The organism is Mucilaginibacter antarcticus (assembly GCF_042686155.1).
Taxonomy (GTDB): domain Bacteria; phylum Bacteroidota; class Bacteroidia; order Sphingobacteriales; family Sphingobacteriaceae; genus Mucilaginibacter; species Mucilaginibacter antarcticus.
Genome location: NZ_JBHUON010000025.1, coordinates 45708 through 65177, shown reverse-complemented (window position 1 = coordinate 65177; position 19470 = coordinate 45708). Strand labels below are relative to the sequence as shown.

The 19470-nt window shown below is 42.6% G+C and carries 21 protein-coding genes and 1 pseudogene; 1 reads left to right on the top strand and 21 read right to left on the bottom strand.

Going from position 1 to position 19470, the window contains the following annotated elements; genetic code table 11:
• Window positions 1–65: 65 nt before the first annotated feature.
• From ACFSYC_RS17050 to ACFSYC_RS16950, 21 genes and pseudogenes are all read right to left on the bottom strand, one after another.
• On the bottom strand, window positions 66–1850 hold the full coding sequence (locus ACFSYC_RS17050) for a multicopper oxidase domain-containing protein (RefSeq protein ID WP_377130014.1): 1785 nt from the start codon (window positions 1848–1850) through the stop codon (window positions 66–68).
• Window positions 1851–1852: 2 nt separating this feature from the next.
• A pseudogene (locus tag ACFSYC_RS17045) lies at window positions 1853–2320 on the bottom strand (heme-binding domain-containing protein).
• A 5-nt stretch (window positions 2321–2325) separates the two neighbouring features.
• Window positions 2326–2934, bottom strand: coding sequence for a DUF3347 domain-containing protein (locus tag ACFSYC_RS17040; protein ID WP_377130012.1), 609 nt, complete (start codon window positions 2932–2934; stop codon window positions 2326–2328).
• 71 nt (window positions 2935–3005) lie between these two features.
• Complete coding sequence (locus tag ACFSYC_RS17035; protein WP_377130010.1) at window positions 3006–3506, bottom strand: DUF3347 domain-containing protein; 501 nt, start codon at window positions 3504–3506, stop codon at window positions 3006–3008.
• A 77-nt stretch (window positions 3507–3583) separates the two neighbouring features.
• A complete protein-coding gene (locus tag ACFSYC_RS17030; protein WP_377130008.1) occupies window positions 3584–4060 on the bottom strand; it encodes a hypothetical protein in 477 nt (158 codons plus the stop codon).
• A 75-nt stretch (window positions 4061–4135) separates the two neighbouring features.
• A complete protein-coding gene (locus tag ACFSYC_RS17025) occupies window positions 4136–4588 on the bottom strand; it encodes a DUF305 domain-containing protein (RefSeq protein ID WP_377130006.1) in 453 nt (150 codons plus the stop codon).
• A 53-nt stretch (window positions 4589–4641) separates the two neighbouring features.
• Window positions 4642–5205 carry a helix-turn-helix domain-containing protein gene (locus tag ACFSYC_RS17020; protein ID WP_377130004.1) on the bottom strand — a complete coding sequence of 188 codons (564 nt, stop codon included), beginning with the start codon at window positions 5203–5205 and terminating at the stop codon, window positions 4642–4644.
• A gap of 24 nt (window positions 5206–5229) precedes the next feature.
• The gene (locus ACFSYC_RS17015; RefSeq protein ID WP_377130002.1) at window positions 5230–5442 is read right to left on the bottom strand and encodes a heavy-metal-associated domain-containing protein; all 213 of its coding nucleotides are present in this window, start codon (window positions 5440–5442) and stop codon (window positions 5230–5232) included.
• A gap of 20 nt (window positions 5443–5462) precedes the next feature.
• Entirely contained in the window at window positions 5463–7697 is a 2235-nt protein-coding gene (locus tag ACFSYC_RS17010) for a heavy metal translocating P-type ATPase (protein ID WP_377130000.1), read from the bottom strand.
• Between the two features lie 301 nt (window positions 7698–7998).
• A complete protein-coding gene (locus tag ACFSYC_RS17005; RefSeq protein WP_377129998.1) occupies window positions 7999–8613 on the bottom strand; it encodes a class I SAM-dependent methyltransferase in 615 nt (204 codons plus the stop codon).
• Window positions 8614–8617: 4 nt separating this feature from the next.
• Window positions 8618–9217 carry a TlpA family protein disulfide reductase gene (locus ACFSYC_RS17000; protein ID WP_377129996.1) on the bottom strand — a complete coding sequence of 200 codons (600 nt, stop codon included), beginning with the start codon at window positions 9215–9217 and terminating at the stop codon, window positions 8618–8620.
• On the bottom strand, window positions 9214–10554 hold the full coding sequence (locus ACFSYC_RS16995) for an MBL fold metallo-hydrolase (protein ID WP_377129994.1): 1341 nt from the start codon (window positions 10552–10554) through the stop codon (window positions 9214–9216). The genes ACFSYC_RS17000 and ACFSYC_RS16995 overlap by 4 nt, the downstream gene beginning before the upstream one ends.
• Before the next feature lie 3 nt (window positions 10555–10557).
• Window positions 10558–10968, bottom strand: coding sequence for a DUF6691 family protein (locus tag ACFSYC_RS16990; RefSeq protein ID WP_377129992.1), 411 nt, complete (start codon window positions 10966–10968; stop codon window positions 10558–10560).
• Complete coding sequence (locus tag ACFSYC_RS16985; RefSeq protein ID WP_377129990.1) at window positions 10965–11525, bottom strand: YeeE/YedE family protein; 561 nt, start codon at window positions 11523–11525, stop codon at window positions 10965–10967. Before ACFSYC_RS16985 ends, ACFSYC_RS16990 begins: the two co-directional genes overlap by 4 nt.
• A gap of 1 nt (window position 11526) precedes the next feature.
• Window positions 11527–12315 carry a sulfite exporter TauE/SafE family protein gene (locus ACFSYC_RS16980; protein ID WP_377129988.1) on the bottom strand — a complete coding sequence of 263 codons (789 nt, stop codon included), beginning with the start codon at window positions 12313–12315 and terminating at the stop codon, window positions 11527–11529.
• A gap of 58 nt (window positions 12316–12373) precedes the next feature.
• Entirely contained in the window at window positions 12374–12982 is a 609-nt protein-coding gene (locus tag ACFSYC_RS16975) for a Crp/Fnr family transcriptional regulator (RefSeq protein ID WP_377129987.1), read from the bottom strand.
• Window positions 12983–13411: 429 nt separating this feature from the next.
• Window positions 13412–13588, bottom strand: a complete 177-nt coding sequence (locus tag ACFSYC_RS16970) for a hypothetical protein (protein ID WP_377129986.1) — start codon at window positions 13586–13588, stop codon at window positions 13412–13414.
• 34 nt (window positions 13589–13622) lie between these two features.
• Window positions 13623–14051 (bottom strand): nuclear transport factor 2 family protein, encoded by a 429-nt coding sequence (locus ACFSYC_RS16965; RefSeq protein WP_377129984.1) that lies wholly within the window; start codon window positions 14049–14051, stop codon window positions 13623–13625.
• 47 nt (window positions 14052–14098) lie between these two features.
• Window positions 14099–14950: an RNA polymerase sigma factor gene (locus ACFSYC_RS16960; RefSeq protein WP_377129982.1), complete on the bottom strand. Its 852-nt coding sequence runs from the start codon at window positions 14948–14950 to the stop codon at window positions 14099–14101.
• Window positions 14951–15120: 170 nt separating this feature from the next.
• A complete protein-coding gene (locus ACFSYC_RS16955; protein ID WP_377129980.1) occupies window positions 15121–15822 on the bottom strand; it encodes an SDR family NAD(P)-dependent oxidoreductase in 702 nt (233 codons plus the stop codon).
• A 515-nt stretch (window positions 15823–16337) separates the two neighbouring features.
• Window positions 16338–18272 (bottom strand): FUSC family membrane protein, encoded by a 1935-nt coding sequence (locus ACFSYC_RS16950; RefSeq protein WP_377129978.1) that lies wholly within the window; start codon window positions 18270–18272, stop codon window positions 16338–16340.
• Window positions 18273–18444: 172 nt separating this feature from the next.
• Here ACFSYC_RS16950 and ACFSYC_RS16945 point away from each other — a divergent pair, with 172 nt between their 5' ends.
• Window positions 18445–19467, top strand: a complete 1023-nt coding sequence (locus ACFSYC_RS16945) for an LLM class flavin-dependent oxidoreductase (protein WP_377129977.1) — start codon at window positions 18445–18447, stop codon at window positions 19465–19467.
• Window positions 19468–19470: the final 3 nt, after the last annotated feature.

Genomic DNA, 19470 nt, shown 5'->3' with positions numbered 1-19470 from the left:
AAACACTTTTACAGCTCTCGCTGCTATCGTTCGCCAGCTAATTGCATGGTCACTTTGCCACGGAATCAGGTGGTCAACATCCCCGGAATATCAAATACATAACGATTCATGTTTCCGGTCAGATCAAATTTAAGTTCCCTTATCGGGCCTTTGGGTAAGCTAGTGTTATGCGGGTCACGGAGCATCCCGTAGTTAAGGGTCATAATATCCGAATTTTCTGCAGCCATATTCATGCCCGCCATGCTTTTACCGTTCGGCATCTGCATACCTGGCATAGCGCCCTTTTTATCATCTGCCTGTGGTTTATCCGCGCCGGTTATTTCAGGATACATTACGGTATTCATGTCCATTGTCTGGTTCTGCATTTTCATGCCTTCCATTGGTACCATGTTCCCGCTCATGTCCATCATGTCGTTCATCATCTTCATACCGGCAAAATATTTCAGCTTTGGCATTTTTTCAGCGGACACTTTCTGACCTTTCCCTAACCAAAGCGATGCTGATTTGGTACGGTCTTCCGGTGTAACCAAAAACTCATAGCTTTTACTTTCCGGAATAGTAACTACTACATCATAGGTTTCAGATGGTGCTATTATCAGCCTGTCCACTTCAATCGGATCAACGTCATTTCCATCAGTTGCCACCACAGTAACTTTACCACCGGCATATTTGAGCCAGAAGTAGGATGTAGCACCGCCATTGGCTATACGCAGCCTTACCTTATCCCCGGCTTTATATTGGGGCTGCTCATTTTGATCTTTGCCGTTGATCAGAAATTTATCGTAGTAAACATCGCTCACATCCATCGCATTCATGCGCTTCCATTCATTCGCTACTTTGGTTTTAAAATGACCGGATCTGATCGCCTCCCAATAACTTTGCGTAGTGCCTTTTTGTATAGCAAACCAGTCGGATGCCGCGTGTAAACTGCGATCAACCTCTTTAGGGTTCATGTTTGTCCACTCACTCAGCACTATTGGTAAGGTTGGGATATTCCATTCTTTCCGTTTATTCATGATAAAGGCACCGTACATACCAATCTGCTCCTGCAAGCCGGTATGGCTATGGTACCAATGGGTGCCATGCTGTTTGATCGGGAATTTATATAAATGGGTTTCACCCGGCATGATCGGCATCTGTGTCAGATTAGGTACGCCGTCATAACGGTTGGGTAAATAAAGCCCATGCCAGTGCAGGGATGTTTCTTCTTTTAGTTTATTATGTACATATATCTCGGCCGTATCGCCTTCGGTAAAAGTCAGGGTCGGCATGGGGATGCTGCCATTCACTGCGATCGCCCTTTTGGGTTTCCCTGCATAGTTTACAATGGTATCTGCAATGTAGAGATCATAACGAACAGTATGCGGCGGCACATTATTGATCAGGGTTTTGACCGGGCCTAATTTTGCTTTTGCGGTTTTCATATCATTGGCCATTTCACCGGCATCATTCATTTTCATCCCGTCCATTTTCATTCCACCCATATCATCTGCTTTTTTACCGGCATTTTTGGGCATTTGCATACCATCCGGCTTTTCAGCGGGTGACTTTTTCTGATCCATTTTCATCCCGTCCATTTTCATTCCACCCACATCATCCGCTTTCTTTCCGGGTGCTTTCGCAGGCATAACAGCGGCCTTTTTTGCCGTAGCTTTAGGTTTTTCTTTAACCAGTTTCATACCGCATTTAGGGCAATTACCCGGCTTCGTCGCATGGATTTCGGGGTGCATGACACAGGTATAGGTTACAGGCTGTTGCTTTTGCATGCCCGCCATGTTTTGCATATCATTTTGTGCGAACGCGAACTGCTTTATGCAAAGCATTATCGCTACAAATAGTATTTTTTTCATCTTTAATTCTTTATTACAGGGCCATCGCTGTTCAGTTTAATCCAAGCCATCAGGACATTTTTATCATCTTTTGAAAGAATGGCATCCCTGTGAATGAATGTGTAGGAGGATATAGGCATCGAGCCTTCTTCCAAACTTTCACCGATAGCCCTTAATTTACTTCTTTGTTTCCTGGAAGACTAGGAACTAAACTCATTAAAATTCAGTTCTTCCTTTCCCTTGCTAACGTGCTTGTCCATCATATATCGCATTGGCTGGATACGGGCGTAAAACGGATAATTGGTTTTATCGCTATGGCAGTCATAACATGACCTTTTAAGAATGGCACCAACGTTTACCGGAACCGCATATACTTTGCTTATATCATTTGCTGCCATAGCTTCGCTTTCATTATGATCGCGGGGGATGAACTGGATAATGATAAATAGCGCAACTATTACAATCAGCGAAATCTTGATCACACGTTTCATAGCCTCTATTTTAATTCTTCCTGGACGGTACCACAGGTAGACATACCTGAACCCATATAGGGGTTTTTGATCTCTTTGGTTTCACTCAGCCAGATAGCACCCTTTTTATCATTATACATCGGGCAATGATCTACAAACAAAGGTTGTGCTGCGCCAAATAGTTTAACCAGGTCATACATATCCTTGCTTAACATATCAAAATGTTCGCGCTGATGGGGTAGCTTACCGCCACTCATCCCAATATGCTCGGCCATTTCCTTCGCATCATCGGCGATGTCAGTGAATGATTTCTTTTGCGTTGATGTTAATACCGATTGATCAAGTTTTGTAAAGTCGGTTGACAGCGCTTTTCCGGCGGTAGCCGCATCGCTGCTATTATCTTTGGTAAGCGCATTTTTTAGCTGTAAATATTTTCCGACCATTTCCATTACAGAAGCGGTAGTTCTAGGATCAACGCGACCTTTTGCAGTAGTAGATGCAGCACTGGCCGGGGCAGCATTTGTTGAAGCGGTCGTATCCTTTGTGCCGGTAGCAGCTGATTTATTGGTGTTATTACAGGCGACCATTGATAGTGAAGCCACGCTAATAAATGAAACAATGATTAGATTTTTCATGAAATGATTATAATTTTTGACCACCAAGTGCAAATGAGCACATGGTAATATTGTTAAGAAAATAGGTTAATTTATTTATTCAGGGTTTCAGTAACCTTACCACAGGTAAGCATTTGGCTACCATAGTAAGGGTTTTTGATCGCGTCTTCAGCCGATAACCAATAGCTCTTTTTCATCGGGCAATAAGCATAATAAACAGGCTTATCGGTAAATTTTACAGCTTTGGCCAGTTTAAAAAAGTTAGCTGAAAAATTAGCGAAATGCTCCCTTTGGTGGGCGATATCCTTACTCTCAGAAATATGCCTGGCATCGAACGCCAACTTTTCTTGTGCGGCCATAAAAGTGGACATATCTGCTGCGGCAAGCGATTTCATATCCACGCCGTTAACCGCTTTTAAAAAATCTCCGGCATGGGTAGCAGCATCGGCACTGTTTGATTTGATCAAAGCATCTTTAATATCGTAATAAGATGCCAATAAAGGTGCAAGCGAGGTTGACTTAGTATCCTGCGCAAAAAGTAGTTGGGTAGAAACAGTTGCCATCAGGACAACCAATAAAAATATCTTTTTCATGATCTGAATTAATTATTAATGTAATAGGAAAATTGGAACATGGCAGAGCCATATAGTTCTGGTGATCTATTAATTAATCAAATCTGAAAGCTTTGCAGCGCGATACGGATAGGATATGTGGGAGGCCGTCGTCGTCCGTCAATCGATACGAATCGATTGGTTTGACTAACCGAAATGGGCTTTAAATGGAATTGGTGACAAGTACAAATGTAAGTAAAGGGTGCCAGTAAAATAATGTGGCTTGACTGTGGAGTTACCTTGGCTAAGGTATTAAAATTGTTAACCGTTCCCTGACAACATGGATCGTTATTAGAGATAGCGGGTTGATTCAATAATGGTTCTCCATGAACCAAAGGCTGGGATAATTTGCGATGTTCATGATGATGTTCGGTAGCTTCATCGCCATTGTGGTGATGATCGGTAACTTCAGCACTTGTATCATGGTGTTCTGTAGTTTCCTCCTGTTCATGAATAGACATACGTATAGAGCAAGCAAACCCGGTAACGGTGTTTAGCAGGAATATGAATAATAATAAAAGCGCTTTACTTTTCATCTTCAATGCAAACTTAAGCAATAAGGCTATAAAAAGTTTTATATAATTCCGTTTTAAATTTATATCCTTTAGTCATTATTTATCCAACCGTATCAATATTTTTTTCATTTGGGCGATCTCCTTCTCCTGGGCTGCGATGATCCCATCGGCAAGTTTTCTCACTTCCGGGTCTTTAATATTCGCGTTTTTACTGGTCATGATAGCAATAGAATGGTGTGGGATCATCCCTTTCATATATTGCACATCTCCAACAAAGGTTTGGGTTCGAACTCCGACAAGGCAAAGAATGAAAACTGCTATGCTTGATAGCGTAATAATAATATTCAGCTTACGGTTTTTATACATCATCCGCATCATCGTTAACATCAATAAGGCCATGGCGGCTACCATCATTAAAGTCATGTACAGTCGGGTCATGCTTAAATAAATATGATCGGCTTGATCAACATTTAAAAACATCACTCCGTACATGATGATAAATGACAAGACCAGCATCCAAACAAATATTTTGTAATTCCCTTTTTCCATGGTTAAAGCTTTATTATTGAACCTGATGCCTTATTAATTTGTTTTGAGTTGAATCAAATTTTATCAATAGCTTTTCTGCTCATTTTCCCTGAAGCTTTAAATTGGCTGGGCGTTAAACCGGTTATCGTTTTAAATTGTGCAGATAAATGCGCGCTGCTGCTGTAACCCATCTTCCAGGTGATCTCGTTTAAATTTAATTGCCCGTATTCCAGCAGTTCTTTTACTTTTTCGATCTTTTGCTGGATAATAAACTTTTCAATAGTCGTATCTTCCGCATCGGAGAACATCCGGCTGAGGTAAGCATAATCCTTATTCAGACCCTCGGAAATATACTGCGAGAAATTCAAATGGGAATCGGCCAGGTCACTATAATGTACCTTTTCAATGACCAGACTTTTAATCCGTTCCACCATTTGATCCTTTTCATTGTCCAGCAATTCAAAGCCCAGCAATTTAAGTTGTGATGAGATTAGGCTCAATTGTTCATTGCTCGGCTCAGGCTGAACGATGGCGGTGCCTAAATTGACTTCGCCAACGTCCAGCCCAATATTTTGCAACTGTTGCCTGACCACCATAATGCAGCGGTCACAAACCATATTTTTGATATGCAGGATCATCTATTTATTTGAACGAAAATACAGTTAAATTTTTTCAGCGTTGTATCCTTTGCTTTTTAAAGCGCTGATAACCTCGCTCGCTGTCAACCCTTCGTTCAATTCTACTGTAAGGATCTTATCCGGGTTTGCGGTATCTACATCCCATTTGGCTACGCCGTCTAAAGTATTTAGAGTTGGGGTAACGGCTGCAATACAACCGCCACATTTGATATTGGTTTTGAATTTTAAAGTTTCCATGTTTGTTTATGATTTAAAAATTAAAGGTTAAGTTTTGAAAATTTTAGCCGAAGGCTATTACTGACCACCGATACCGAGCTTAATGCCATTGCTGCGCCTGCGATCATCGGGTTGAGTAAGAACCCATTAACAGGGTATAAAACACCCGCGGCAATAGGTATACCGATCAGGTTATATATAAATGCCCAGAACAGGTTTTGACGTATCGTACGAACCGTGAGTTTGGAAAGCCTTAATGCTTTGGGCACTTGCTGAAGGTCTGACGAAACCAAGGTGATCTTGGCTACGTCCATCGCGATATCAGAACCTTTCCCCATCGCTATGCTTACATCTGCCTGAGCCAATGCCTGGCTATCATTGATGCCGTCACCGATCATGGCTACGATTTTTCCCTGGCTTTGTAGTCGTTTCACAAAATCTGCTTTGTCTGATGGCATGGTATCGGCCTTAAAATGATCAATACCCGCTTCTTTTGCTATAGCAGCTGCGGTTTGCGCATTATCGCCTGTCAACATATATACCTCGATTCCCTGTTTTTTTAATTGGCTTACTGCCGCTGCTGAACCTGTCTTTATCGGGTCAGTGATAGCTGCAATTGCCAGTACCTGCGTTTGATTGGCGAAATAGATCACCGTTTTTGCCTGATTTAAATAGGTGCTGATAGAAGTTTTCAAATCTTCGGGTACGATTATATTTCTTTCTTCGATCAGTTTATGGCTTCCTGCAAAATAAATTTGGCCGTCATAATTTGCCTCAACGCCGCGCCCAGTTAAACTATTAAAAGAGGTTACTTTTACCAAAGCTTCATGGCTGCGTTTAAGGTAAGCTACTATGGCATCAGCTAAAGGATGTTCAGATTGTTGTTCTACCGCTAAAAATAATGCCTGTAATTGACTTTGATCAATAGGAAGTGACTTTGCCCAATGCAGGTCTGTAACTATGGGTTTTCCCTGTGTGATGGTGCCGGTTTTATCTAAAACCACCGTGTTGACCTTATGGCCTATTTCTAAACCTTCTGCATCCTTAATTAAAATGCCATTTTCGGCACCCTTACCAATACCCACCATTATAGCCGTAGGCGTAGCCAGCCCTAAAGAGCAGGGACAGGCGATAACCAGCACGGTAACCATTGCCAGTAAGCCTTGTGTTAAGGCATGTTGACCGCCGAAAAACAGCCATGCCCCTAAACTTAATAAGGCGATCAGCATCACGATGGGTACAAAAATGCCAGCGATCTTATCCACCAATTTCTGTACCGGCGCTTTAGAGCCTTGCGCATCCTGCACTAATTGGATAATCTGGGCCAGCATGGTACCGCTGCCTACTTTTTCCGCTTTGAATCGAAAACTGCCTTTTTGGTTTAAGGTACCTGAAAAAACGGGATCACCGACTTTTTTCTCAACCGCGACGGGTTCACCGCTGATCATGCTTTCATCTACAAAAGAATTGCCTTGATAGACCACACCGTCTACAGGGATCTTATCACCCGGACGAACTAACAATTGGTCACCGATCTGCACATCTGCGATAGCGGTTTCGATCTCTCCCTGCGTGGTGATCAGCAGTACTGTTTTGGGTTGCAGACCTATTAATTTCTTGATCGCAGATGAAGTGTTTGATTTGGCTTTTTCTTCCAATAGCTTCCCGAGCATGATAAAAATGATCACCACCGAAGCTGCTTCAAAATAAACATGCGGGTGCAAGCCTTGCCGGTGCCAGAACTCAGGATAAAAGGTATTGAAAACACTGAATAAAAAGGCTATACCAGTACTCATGGCGACCAGCGTATCCATGTTGGCCCGGCCATGTCGGGCTTGCTTCCAGGCATTGATGAAAAAGTTTTTGCCCGCTATGAAAAGCACCGGAGCGGTTAATACCATCATGATATAATTGGCATAAGGGATGTCCATAAATACCATCCCGATCATTACCACGGGAACAGTTAAAATAATGGCCCAGGTAATATTTCTCTTCAACTGCTGGTAATGGCTCTGTTGTGCCGCTGCTTGTTTTTCTTTTCCGTTTACCGTATCAATGATCAGATCATAACCGACAGATTGAACCGATTGCTGTAAACTGACAGGCTGAATAATTTCCGGATGAAAGGCAACCTTAACGGACTGCGTGGCGTAATTTACCTCTGCCTTTTCAACGCCTTTTTGCGCGCCGATCATAGATTCTACACTGGAGGCGCAAGCGGCGCAGGTCATGCCGGTAACGGGAAAAGTAAGGGTTTGTAATTGTAGTGCTGCCATGTCTTTTGTTTAACAGCACAAATTTACGGACGGTTTAGACTTTGAATTTTACAGGATTCGAGAGAATATTTATATAATTTGGTGGACTTATCGCTTTTTCTCGATCAAGCTGAACTAACGATTAGCACTACTAAATTTACGCATCATTCAAGGCCTATCTAAAGAACAGGCATAGTGTCGTCTCTGGTCAGCTTTCTGCATAGTTGCTTCAGGCTAGATGAACAACCTATTTAAAGCAGCTCAGGTATCCCGGCAGGATTTTTTACAACAAGCTTTGGTGTTCGATAACAAAATTTACGCATCATTTTCGTGTAAAGCTGCAATAAATGAATTTTTGAATGATTTGGAATGGTGTAAGATGGGTGGTGTGAAAACATTGCTGCTTTTCAAAATACATGCTGAATAACTCGCCCAAGCCTTTTTCGGAATATGGCCGGACAGCTAAGCCGCTACACTTTTCCGGACCATCTTCGGCGAAGGTAGCGATCACCGCAAAAGTGCCGGTTTTCAGCGACAGGTTTACTTTGTCCAGATAGCTTCGCACATCTTTAGTGTCAGTGAGGAAATGGAAAGCCGCCCGGTCATGCCACAGATCATAGACTTTTGCAGGTTTGAAATCTAATACATCGCTAACGATCCATTCAACCTGTTGTGCTTTGTTCGCCAACCGGAGTTTGGCTCTTTCGATCGCTTTGGCAGAAATATCAAGTACGGAAATATTGGTATATCCCAGTGCTAATAAATGATCCACCAAAAAACTGTCACCGCCGCCAATATCGATTATCGCTGAATTTTTTGGTAAATTCAAGTCTGCGATAAGGTTTAGGGACGCTTCAGGTCTTTCTTCATACCAGCTTACTTCTGTAAGTAGTTTCTGTTCATAAACGTTTTCCCAGTGTTCTTTCTTTGCTATCATAGGATCAGTTGTTGGCTGCTAGCATTGTCAAGTAATTTATAAATTTTGAATTGGTATAATCAGCGGCACCCTCATGATGAAAAACCAACCGTCCTTCCTTATCCAATATCACCGTTGTCGGGAGCGAGCCGTTGTATATACTAGCCGGAACGTTACTGGTGGCGGCATAAACAGAAAGGCCATATTGATGCTTCTCCATAAATGGTACAGACTTATTAAAGGCATGGTCTGCGTCTACCATTAGAAAAATAATGTTTTGATCCGCTTTGAACTGTTGGTGTAAATCATTGATCGATGTCATTTCCGCTATGCATGGCGGGCACCAAGTGGCCCAGAAATTAATAAAAACCACTTTCCCTTTTAGCGTGGAAAGACTGATCGTTTTGCCTTTACTATCTATAAAGCTGATATCGGGTACTGCTGGATTCCTGGTGGTAGTTACCCCCGGCTGGAACAGTCCAATCTTCATCAAACCTCGTATCACCAGCACCTTTGCTGCCGGATTAAAAAGCACCAGTAACAGCGCAGTAAAAAACAACCCGTTGAGTAAGTTACGAACCGTCAACCAATTTTTCATGCTGCTAAATATTGAAGATTTGCTCATGCTAGTATAAATTGCCTGATGGACTCTCCCAGGTCATACACCTTGGTTTTAAACCGCAATGCGTTTCCAATGATGCTGCTGCCAGCCGCGCTGCGGTAACCGCCGGCACAATGTACTACAATTGGTTTATTAAATGGGATTTCCAATATGCGCTCCCTAAGTTCAGGTAATGGTATATTAATCGCTTCAGTAAAAACAGGCTGCGCTTGAACTTCAGATGCGTTTCGGATATCGACTACAGTGTATTGAGTTGAGGCCGACATGAAGTTGCCCAAATCTAACGGCTCTGTTTGTTCACTACCTGCTTCAATAACAAAAGCTGCTTCTATAAATATTTCATAACCGATCTTGGCCGCTTTACTGACCAGTTGCTTCAACATTTCATCACTTGCAGCGACAAGGTAAAACGCTTCCTCGGGACCGATAATACTTCCGAGCCACGTTTCAAACTTACCGTCGCTCTGGATATTAATCGAGCCGGGCAAGTGGCCTTTCTTAAAATCCTGCTCAGGACGAGTGTCGACGATAAAAAGCTGGCCATTGATCTTAGCCGGTTTCCCTATGGGAACGTTCGCTAATGAGCCTTGCAGCGCGGCTGCACCACGTTTGTTTACGGCGACATCATATTCAAAATATTTTGGCATGAAAGGTTGATCTTCCAATAAGGCCTGAATGAATTGCACTTCGCTCATTTCCTGTAAAGACCAATTGCTCACCCGTTCAGCACCTATGGTGCTGCGGCTGGCGTCACTTAGGGCCTTACCGCACAAAGTACCTGCGCCATGCGCCGGATAAACCGATACTTCGTTAGCTAATACCAGTAGCTTTTCACGTAGCGAATAATACATTTGCCTGGCCAGTTCCTCGCGCTTGGAGGTAATGTTACCTGCCTGTTCCCGAAGGTCCGGTCTGCCGCAATCACCGATAAATAAGGTATCACCTGTAAACACCGCTTTGTCCACTCCTTTATGCTCCAGTACGATACATATACTATCCGGTGAATGACCTGGTGTGTTTAAGGCTTTAAGCTTGATCTTACCGAATTCCAATACCTCTCCATCATCAAATGTTTGATGCGGATATTCAGCACCTAATAGTTTAGAGCAATAAATGATAGCCCTGGTAGTTTGATGCAGCTCCAAATGGCCGCTTACAAAATCGGCATGAGGATGTGTTTCGATCACGCCAATGATTGTAGCTTCATTTTTTTCAGCATAAGAAAGATAGGGCGCAATATCTCTCGCCGGGTCGATCAGTACTATTTTACTTTCGCATTCGCTCAGGATCGCATACGAATAATGCGCCAGTCCTTTGTCTTCAAATTGTTCTATTTTCATAACTCAATGAGGTAGTCTTTCACGTAATAAACCATATACCCATGTTCCAGCGATGGCACTAAATAGGGTGACGATAATCACCAAAAATCCGCCGCCGATCTGTGCAAATAAGGGGCCGGGACAAGCCCCGGTAATGGCCCAGCCTAATCCAAAGATCAACCCGCCGTATACATTGCCCCAATGGAATTTTTTTTTGGGGATCACAATAGGTTCCTGGCTGATTGTTTTAAGTCCGAAACGTTTGATCAGCCAAACGGAGATCATCCCGACAATGATAGCGCTGCCAATCACCCCATACATATGAAATGCCTGTAAGCGAAACATCTCCTGGATGCGAAACCAGGAAACCACCTGAGACTTGACCAGCACGATACCGAATAAAAGGCCGACGATCAAAAATTTAATATTCTTCATAACTGTAATAGATAAGGTAAGATAAGCCAGGTCATGATAAAGCCCCCGATCATAAAACAACAGGTGGCTACTAATGATGGCCATTGCAGCGAGGATATACCCATAATGGCATGGCCGGATGTACAACCACCGGCATAGCGGGTGCCAAAACCTATCAGGAAGCCACCTAGTACGATAAACACAAACCCCCTTAAGGTAAATAACTGACTAAAGCTGAAAATATCGCCCGGCAACAAGCCGCTAAAATCTTTCACGCCTTGATGTTGTAAGGTGGCAACGGTTTGTGGGTTGAGGTTGACTGAACCTGGTACTGATAATAAGTATGTTGCTATAAAACCACCTGCTATAATGCCAGCTGCAAAAAACAAGTTCCAGCTTTCTTTTTTCCAGTTGTATTTAAAAAAGGAAATATTTGCAGGAACACATGCCGCGCAAATGTGGCGAAGCGAAGAAGATATACCGAACGCTTTATTCCCTAATATTAGCAAGGCAGGGACTACCAGTCCAATCAGCGGGCCTGCGATATACCAGGGCCAGGGTTGTTTAATGATTTCCATATTATTTAGTCAAAGTGCTTACCAGTACAAAAATTCCCATGATCAGTACGAACCAACCAAAAGCAGGCTTTAGTTTAGCATCATTTATATATTTAGTGAGATAGCTTCCTGCAATGATCCCACCAACAGCAAAGGCAGAAAACAGTATTAAGAACGAATAATCGATAGCAGCATGCCTTGATACATCGCCCAGAACGCCTAATAGTGAACTGATCGTCATCACCATCAGTGAAGTACCCATTGCTTTTTTCATTGGCAGCCCTGCAAATAATACTAAAGATGGGATGATGAGAAATCCGCCGCCTACACCAACAAATCCGGTAACGATGCCTACTACTAAGCTTTGAAGGACTAATTTTAAGTAATTTGTGTGATGCTGGCAGTCAGGTGCTGTTTTTTTCTTACGGATCATCGATATTGATGCACAAAGCATTAAAGCGGCAAATACCAGCATCAACAAAACACTTTTCGTCAATTCAAAATGCCCTATTGTTAATATATGGTGTGGCATGGCAGGCATAACCCATTTACGCATGACAAATACCGCGATTAATGACGGAAGACCAAATACCAAGGCAATTTTAGTATCTACATTTCCTTTTTGATAATGGCTGATGGCACCTACAGAACTAGTTAGCCCGACAACAAACAAAGAATAGGTGGTGGCAAGTACAGGATCAATAACAAAAAAATAAACTAAAATAGGAACTGTTAAAATAGAACCGCCACCACCTATCAAGCCTAATGACAAACCAATTAAAACTGAAGCTGCGTATCCTACTATTTCCAAAACATTACTATTATGGAACAAATGTACCGATGCACGAACCGAAAGTTGGTGACCTATGTTACAGAGCGGAATTTAAAGTGATTTTATTCCGGGACAAGGTCACCATTTGTTGTTTCTCCATCTGTTTTAATAGCCTGGAGATCACTTCCCGGGTCGTGCCTAATTCTTCAGCAAGTTGCTGATGGGTAATACTGAGTTCGTTGGATTGGTAAACGCTCGCCTTTCTCTTCAACAAGCTAACGATGCGGTCGTCTAATTTCTGGAATGCAACGGCATTAATCACATCAAGTAATTCTTCAAAACGTTTATGATAAAGTTTAAAGATAAAGTCAGCCCATTCCGGATAAACTTTCACCCATTCGCTGGCCTTTGCTACCGGGATCATCAACACTTCTGAATCCTCCTCAACAACTAATTTTACTTTACTTGTATCTTCATGTATCCCTGCTAAGAATGACATAATACAGCTTTCTCCGGGTTTAATATAATAAAGCAAAACCTCCCGGCCGTCGTCATCTTCCCGCATCACCCGCATACTGCCCGAGAGCACTACCGGAATGGAACGGACGTAACTATTGGATTGCATCATCACCGTTCCCGCAAGCAGCATTTTTCGCTGGCTGTTGGATTGTACTTCTTGTTCAAGAATATTACCGAATAAATTCATATACCAAAGATAATTGTATTAAGCCTAAATACGATAGTTGGTATTTTCAAAGTTGCTGACGATGGCTTCGGAAGCAACGGCTGCACTACCGATGTGCCAATACTGATATCACCTCCACCCTACTGTACCTTTACTTATTTGCTATTATTTAGTTATTATTTTAGTTGATATAAGGCTTTTAATTTAAAAAGAAGTGGTGTATATTTGACTTAACAATTAGAGTAAACTTGCTATTTGCGTCATTCGTAGAGTAAGGAACTTTTTAAAATGTAACCTACTGACAATTAGCATATAAGAGCCATGGTTCTGAACCCTAGCTCTCCGCTGATGACATTAACAAAAAGGTCAAAAGCCCCTTAATTGCGAAATTAAGGGGCTTTTTCTTTTACACGCTGCCAAAACCGCAAATAATCGCAAAACTCTATAGCGTCATTCGTACCAAAACCCACCTAAGTCAATGTGGCCGGTTACTGTTCGGTTTATGGGACGGCGGGCACTCATCATAGTTGATTCTGTATTTCCACTACCCTTAAATGTGCCGATAAAAAAATCTAAGTCATCCATTTTTGTTGATGGCATTGATACGCTACTTTCAATAGTTTCCATAGCTATAGTAAATTATCGAATCGTTTGGTTACCCTTAATTGGGGATTACACTGAAATGAATTGCAAGTAACTTCCAGCCTTTAGCGTGTTTTGTTAAAACCTCAATATAAGACAGGTGCAGACTCATTTTATTACCGGAGATAGTGACAGCAAATTTTCCTTTGCCAACAACGGTAGCTGTGCCATTTTCGACGGTAGCTGCACTTTCTTCAATGTCAATACTATTATGTACAAAGCCTCCGCTTCTTAAAGTTGTAAGAAATTGCTCTTTCTTTTGAATATCGCCTGTAACACTGACCACCATAAATTTTTGATCATAGATGTTAGCAAGTGAGTCGACCTGGTTTGCAATATCCCATTTGAAAATGGTCTTCGATAATTCGAGAACTTGTACTTCTTGTTTTGATTGGGCAGAAACAGCCCCTGTAATTAATAGCAGCAATGTTGTTATAATAATTTTCATAATGACTTGATTTAATGATTATTGTAAAAAATATAATAAGCTGACCTTTAGCCAGTTGGACGATCCTCAGCGAAATGAGCGACATCACCAATTGCTGTCCTGGTGCATCTCATAATAATATCCTGAAGGTCCGCGCCTGAACTATGCAACGGGTCAATGGCTTTAACTAATTTTGTCCGTAAGGTAAAAAGCTCCTCCCTGTTGAATTTAGTTGACTCTTTAACCAATTCCAGTTTCATTCGCTCTTCCAGTTGATCTTGTTTGGGGTTGAAAATGCCATTCAATTGGCTGCACTGATCGCAAACACCATTTTTGTTCACCAAAGCACATCTGTTGTCAAAAACAGTGGTCAATGTATCTCTGGATGAGTTCAGCAAGTGTTTTACAACACTTTCTGTCTTCTCCAGAATGAGGCAAATTTCTTTGGTTTGAAAATCGTAAATATCTTTTAAGATCAGCGCTACCTGGTTTTCTATGGGTAAGGTTTTTGAGATACATGTGAAACAAAAATCGATATGCTCCTTCATTTCATAGGCCCCGGCATTAGAGGTCTGGCTAACAATTCCAAAGGCTTGTTGGATGTCTGTAGAACCAATCGCTAGCGCCCCGCCCTGGTCCTGAGCATCGGCCGGCCATCTTTTCAGCTTTCTTAAACGGTCGTAGGCCAGGTTGGTCGCTATTTTAAAAACCCAGGTTTTGAGCGAAGACTCCTGATTGAAGGTGGACATCTTATCAAATGCCCTGATAAAAGTATCGTGTGTTAGATCATCCACTTCATTCCGATCGGCGAATAACCTGTAAAGGTAAGTTTTCAATTGGTTTTGAAATTCGGCAAATAGTGTTTGAAACGAATTAATATCGCCAGCCAAAGCATTTTTAAGTATTCCTTCTCTTTCCATTTAATCAATTTTATATTAGTTAATAAAGCGGATTGCAGACATCAAAAAAGCCACAATCCAATAAATATATTATAATAAGTTCAGTTTGCCGTTGTCAACATCAACAACATGACTATTGAATACTACCCCGTTTTCCGAAACCAAAAAGGCAGCCGTCTCGCCTAATTGTTTCAATGTAGGCCCTGATTTAAGAATATCAAATCTTGTGTAGTTCTTAGCCATTTCTTCACGGGGAATACCTGCGAATCAGAAAAATCATTGATCATTCCCTGAATTTTTCTGGTTTCCATTATAGCGCCCGAGCAAATGCAGATCGCCTTGATGCCATGCTGGCCAAACTCTGCAGCTATTACTCTCGTTAACCCTTCTACGGCCGCGCAGGCGGATGCGAACCCTGCCATATTAGGGGTCTTAGTCCTGCTCATAGATGCTGTTAATAGTAAAATGGTGCCTTCAGATCCGGATTGGATCATATACCTGGCGGCGACCCTCGAGGTAAGGAACTGCGAGCCACAGATCCTTTGTAAAGGATTCATAAATTGCTCGAAAGTGGCCATTGTCGTCGGTGTGCCGCTACCCGCATCTCTGTAATAACTACCGATACCATTAAATACCATATCCAGTTTCCCGTTCTCAGCAACCACCATTTTTAAATAGTTGTCAATCTCCCTTTCGTTCAAAGCGTCAACTTTTCCCGCTTCGGCACGTCCACCGTTGGCTTCGATCTCCTTAGCCAATGCTTTTACTGAATTTAGGTTAATTGCCGTTATGTAAACCTTTGCCCCGTGTTGAGCGAATGATCTGCCTACTGCTCCGGCAATTTCGCCAGATGCAGCAAATACAACCGCAATTTTGTCTTTTAAACTTTCCATTTTTATCCGTTTTTTATCTTTTGACGAATGAGCGTCGCAAAACGATCGGGATTTTGTAATAATTTAAAAAGATTCAGTAATCCGCGAAAATTATCTTGTTTTAATATTTCGCAACATTTACACTCTCTCTAAGCACGTTTGGACGGGGGGAGACCAATTAAGCTAACAGTTATGATATAAAACCACGGATTTCCATATCTTTAAATAGAACGATTTACAGTTATAGGGAGGTGGCTGCTGCTGCAAAATGATAATTGCTATTATAGACAGGTGGAGTAAATGTTTTGATTATTACCGTTTTTTATTGCCGTGGCAACAGCGTGGCAATGAAATTTAAAACATGATAACTAATTGATTTACAAAACCTAATTTAGTATGGTTCGAATCCATCGCTCTCCGCTTAAATAAAAAGGCTACCTTAATAAGGTAGCCTTTTTCTGTTTTAACGGCATTATGACATTGACTAATATAAGTCCTCAATAAACCCACCCTTACATCAACGAGAAGTTGCAGGTCTAAAATGAATGTGCTGACAACTGCCGCGAAAGCATCTCTAGCAACTGCGCGCCTTTTAAAAAGCCAGTATGTTTTACCGGCTCGTCAGTAATTTTGTTCGCAATAAAATTATCTAAGTTATTTAGTGCACTGGTTATATTTTCCGTATCTAAAAGCCGCCCGGATAAAAAAAGCGAAATTATTACCGCGTTTATTCTGTAATTGAGCACTTGAATATGCAGCAAACGGCTCAGGTCGCCTTTGGTGGGTTCCAGGCCCGCAAATCCCAAACCCTCAGACAAATGTGCTAGCTTTACATGCGCATTTTTGCGCGCTAACCAAACTTCATTAACCGGCCTTTGCTTTGACACTGTCTGCAAAAAGTCTCTATTGGCCTTTACCGCTTGTACGACCAAAGCTTCCAAACCCGCATGGCTCCATATCGGAAATACAAAAACACCCAGTACCGCCAGCGCACAACCCCATAAAGAATACCATACCCTGGCCGATATCAGTAATAACACCTCGCCCCTGTAAACACTTAGGCTTAGCAGCACGCAGACGGTTATTGCGGATACGCTCCAGCCGTAACGCGGCCTATTCCACGCAAAAAAGCCAAATAATCCTAAAGCGGCTAACGCCAGCAGGGCCACAGTATTTGGCAGCCACCAAAGTGCTAATCCCGCTATTAACACGCCGATAAACGTGCCGATAAGCCTTTCTTTGTTGCGCTGCCAGGTTACCGCCAACCGAGGACGCGCAACGATAACAACGGTGAGCAATAACCAATAACTATAATTATCGTCAGCAAATAGATGTACTGCTGCGTACCCAATAGCTAATAACACGGAAATTCGCATTGCAAAGCGTAACACCGGCGAGCTAAAACGCAGTTGAGATTTCAGTTTCTCCCGGTAATTTCCGCTATCAGGCAAAAAAGCCTCAGCATCCTGTGGTACATTCACTGCTTGCCTAACGCCAGTATTGCCTATTTGGTCGAGGGTTAAATTTATAGCCGTCACATTTTTTGCAATACCACGAATTATTGGTGCATCTTGTTTACCCATGTTATCAGCTTGCTGTTCAAGCTGCATTAAAAGCGCCGAAAATTTGTTATCAGCTATAGCGTCGCCCTTAGCTTTTTTTGACAGATAGACAATTAATTCTCCGCTAATGTCTAAGGCGCCGGTACTGCCAAGCCGTTCACGTACTACTGCATAATCATAATGCATTGCCGTAACCTGCTCATATAATGACATTACGAGCATTGCCCGGCTGCTTAAAGTCTCTATCTTGGTTCCGCCTTTACGTATGGCTACCTTATCGCTGATCAATAACTGGCGCACCAATTCCTGTTTCTCGGACACCCGTAAATGCAGCGCAATCGTTCTGCTGTAGCCTTCATCCAATGGCACTTTTATATCATAACAAGCTGCCTTGGCCTCTAAAAAACGGCCTATGGCGAATAATGCTTCGCGTAATGCCTGTCGCAATGACCGGAACGGAAACAAAAACACCTGCACTAAAACTACTCCGTAAAACCACAAACCACCCAGCATAATGTATGCGCTAAATGCCCACGGTTCTGCCGGGCGCAGACCTAACAAAAAAACCATCAATGCCACCCCCATCATTCCGGCAGCTGTCGACCGCCCCCCTAAAGCCGATAGCATAGATAAAATAAATGTAAGCGCTACTAAGACAATACCTGTTAACACTGTGCTATGTAAACTGGCCGAGAAAACCAGGGTCACCAAAAAGAAAATAGATATACATTGCAGGGCACTGCGTGTTTTCGCTCTGCGGTTACCCGGCAAATCAGTCAAACTAATCAACAAAGCGCCCACAGACATACCAACTGCCATTTGCGGCAACTTACTATAAAGCAACAACAGCGGCAGCAATACAGTTAACGTATTGCGAAGAGCGTCTGCAGTGTTTTCTGATAATTTCATGTCAGGCACAATTTAAGGATATTAGATGGGGCTTAAGCATATTTTTAATAATTGCCCATATATAATAGTCAGTTTTGTCTATTCAAAGCCATATCCGTTTCAAAGCGCCACGCCTTACTTATCCAGCAAGGTTAGTTAGTATCTTTGCACCTATATCTCTAACTAATAACTTATGAAAAAGATAGGTTTTCTATCATTCGGTCATTGGTCTGATCATCCCGCTTATAAAACCCGCACCGCGGCTGATACGCTGCTGCAATCTATTGACCTGGCTGTTGCTGCCGAAGAAATAGGGGTTGACGGCGCATACTTTAGAGTGCACCATTTTGCCGCTCAATTGGCGTCGCCTTTTCCTTTGCTAGCGGCAATAGGCGCTAAAACAAGTAAGATAGAAATTGGCACCGGCGTAATTGATATGCGGTACGAAAACCCGCTATATATGGTTGAGGATGCCGGGGCAGCCGACCTCATATCGGGTGGGCGATTGCAACTGGGTATCAGTAGAGGATCACCCGAACAAGTGATAGAAGGCTGGCGCCACTTTGGCTACGAACCGGGCGAAGGTGAAACTGACGCTGAAATGGGCCGTAACAAAGCGATGCAATTTTTAGAAAGGTTAAACGGTGAAGGATTTGCCACGCCTAACCCCTATCCAATGTTCCCTAATCCGCCGGGTTTGTTACGTTTAGAACCTTATGCTAAAGGCCTGCGCGATAGAATATGGTGGGGCGCAGCATCTAACGCTACAGCAGTTTGGGCTGCAGAAAACGGCATGCATCTGCAAAGCTCTACGCTGAAGTTTGACGAAAGCGGCAAACCGTTCCACGTACAGCAGGCCGAACAAATCAGACTATACAAGGAGGCATGGAAAAAAGCCGGGCATCAGCGCGAACCGCGGGTTTCTGTAAGCCGGTCCATCTTTGCCTTAGTTAATGATGAAGACCGGTATTTATTTGGACAACAAGCTAACGGATCTGATAAGTTTGGTTACATAGAGGCTGACAAACGCGCCGTCTTTGGCAAAAGTTATGCAGCAGAACCAGACCAACTTATAAAAGAGTTAGCTAATGATGAAGCTATACAAGAAGCAGACACCATACTTTTAACCATACCCAATACCTTAGGGGTTGATTACAACATACACGTACTATCTTCTATTTTAACCCACGTTGCTCCCGGGCTGGATTGGCGATAGTGT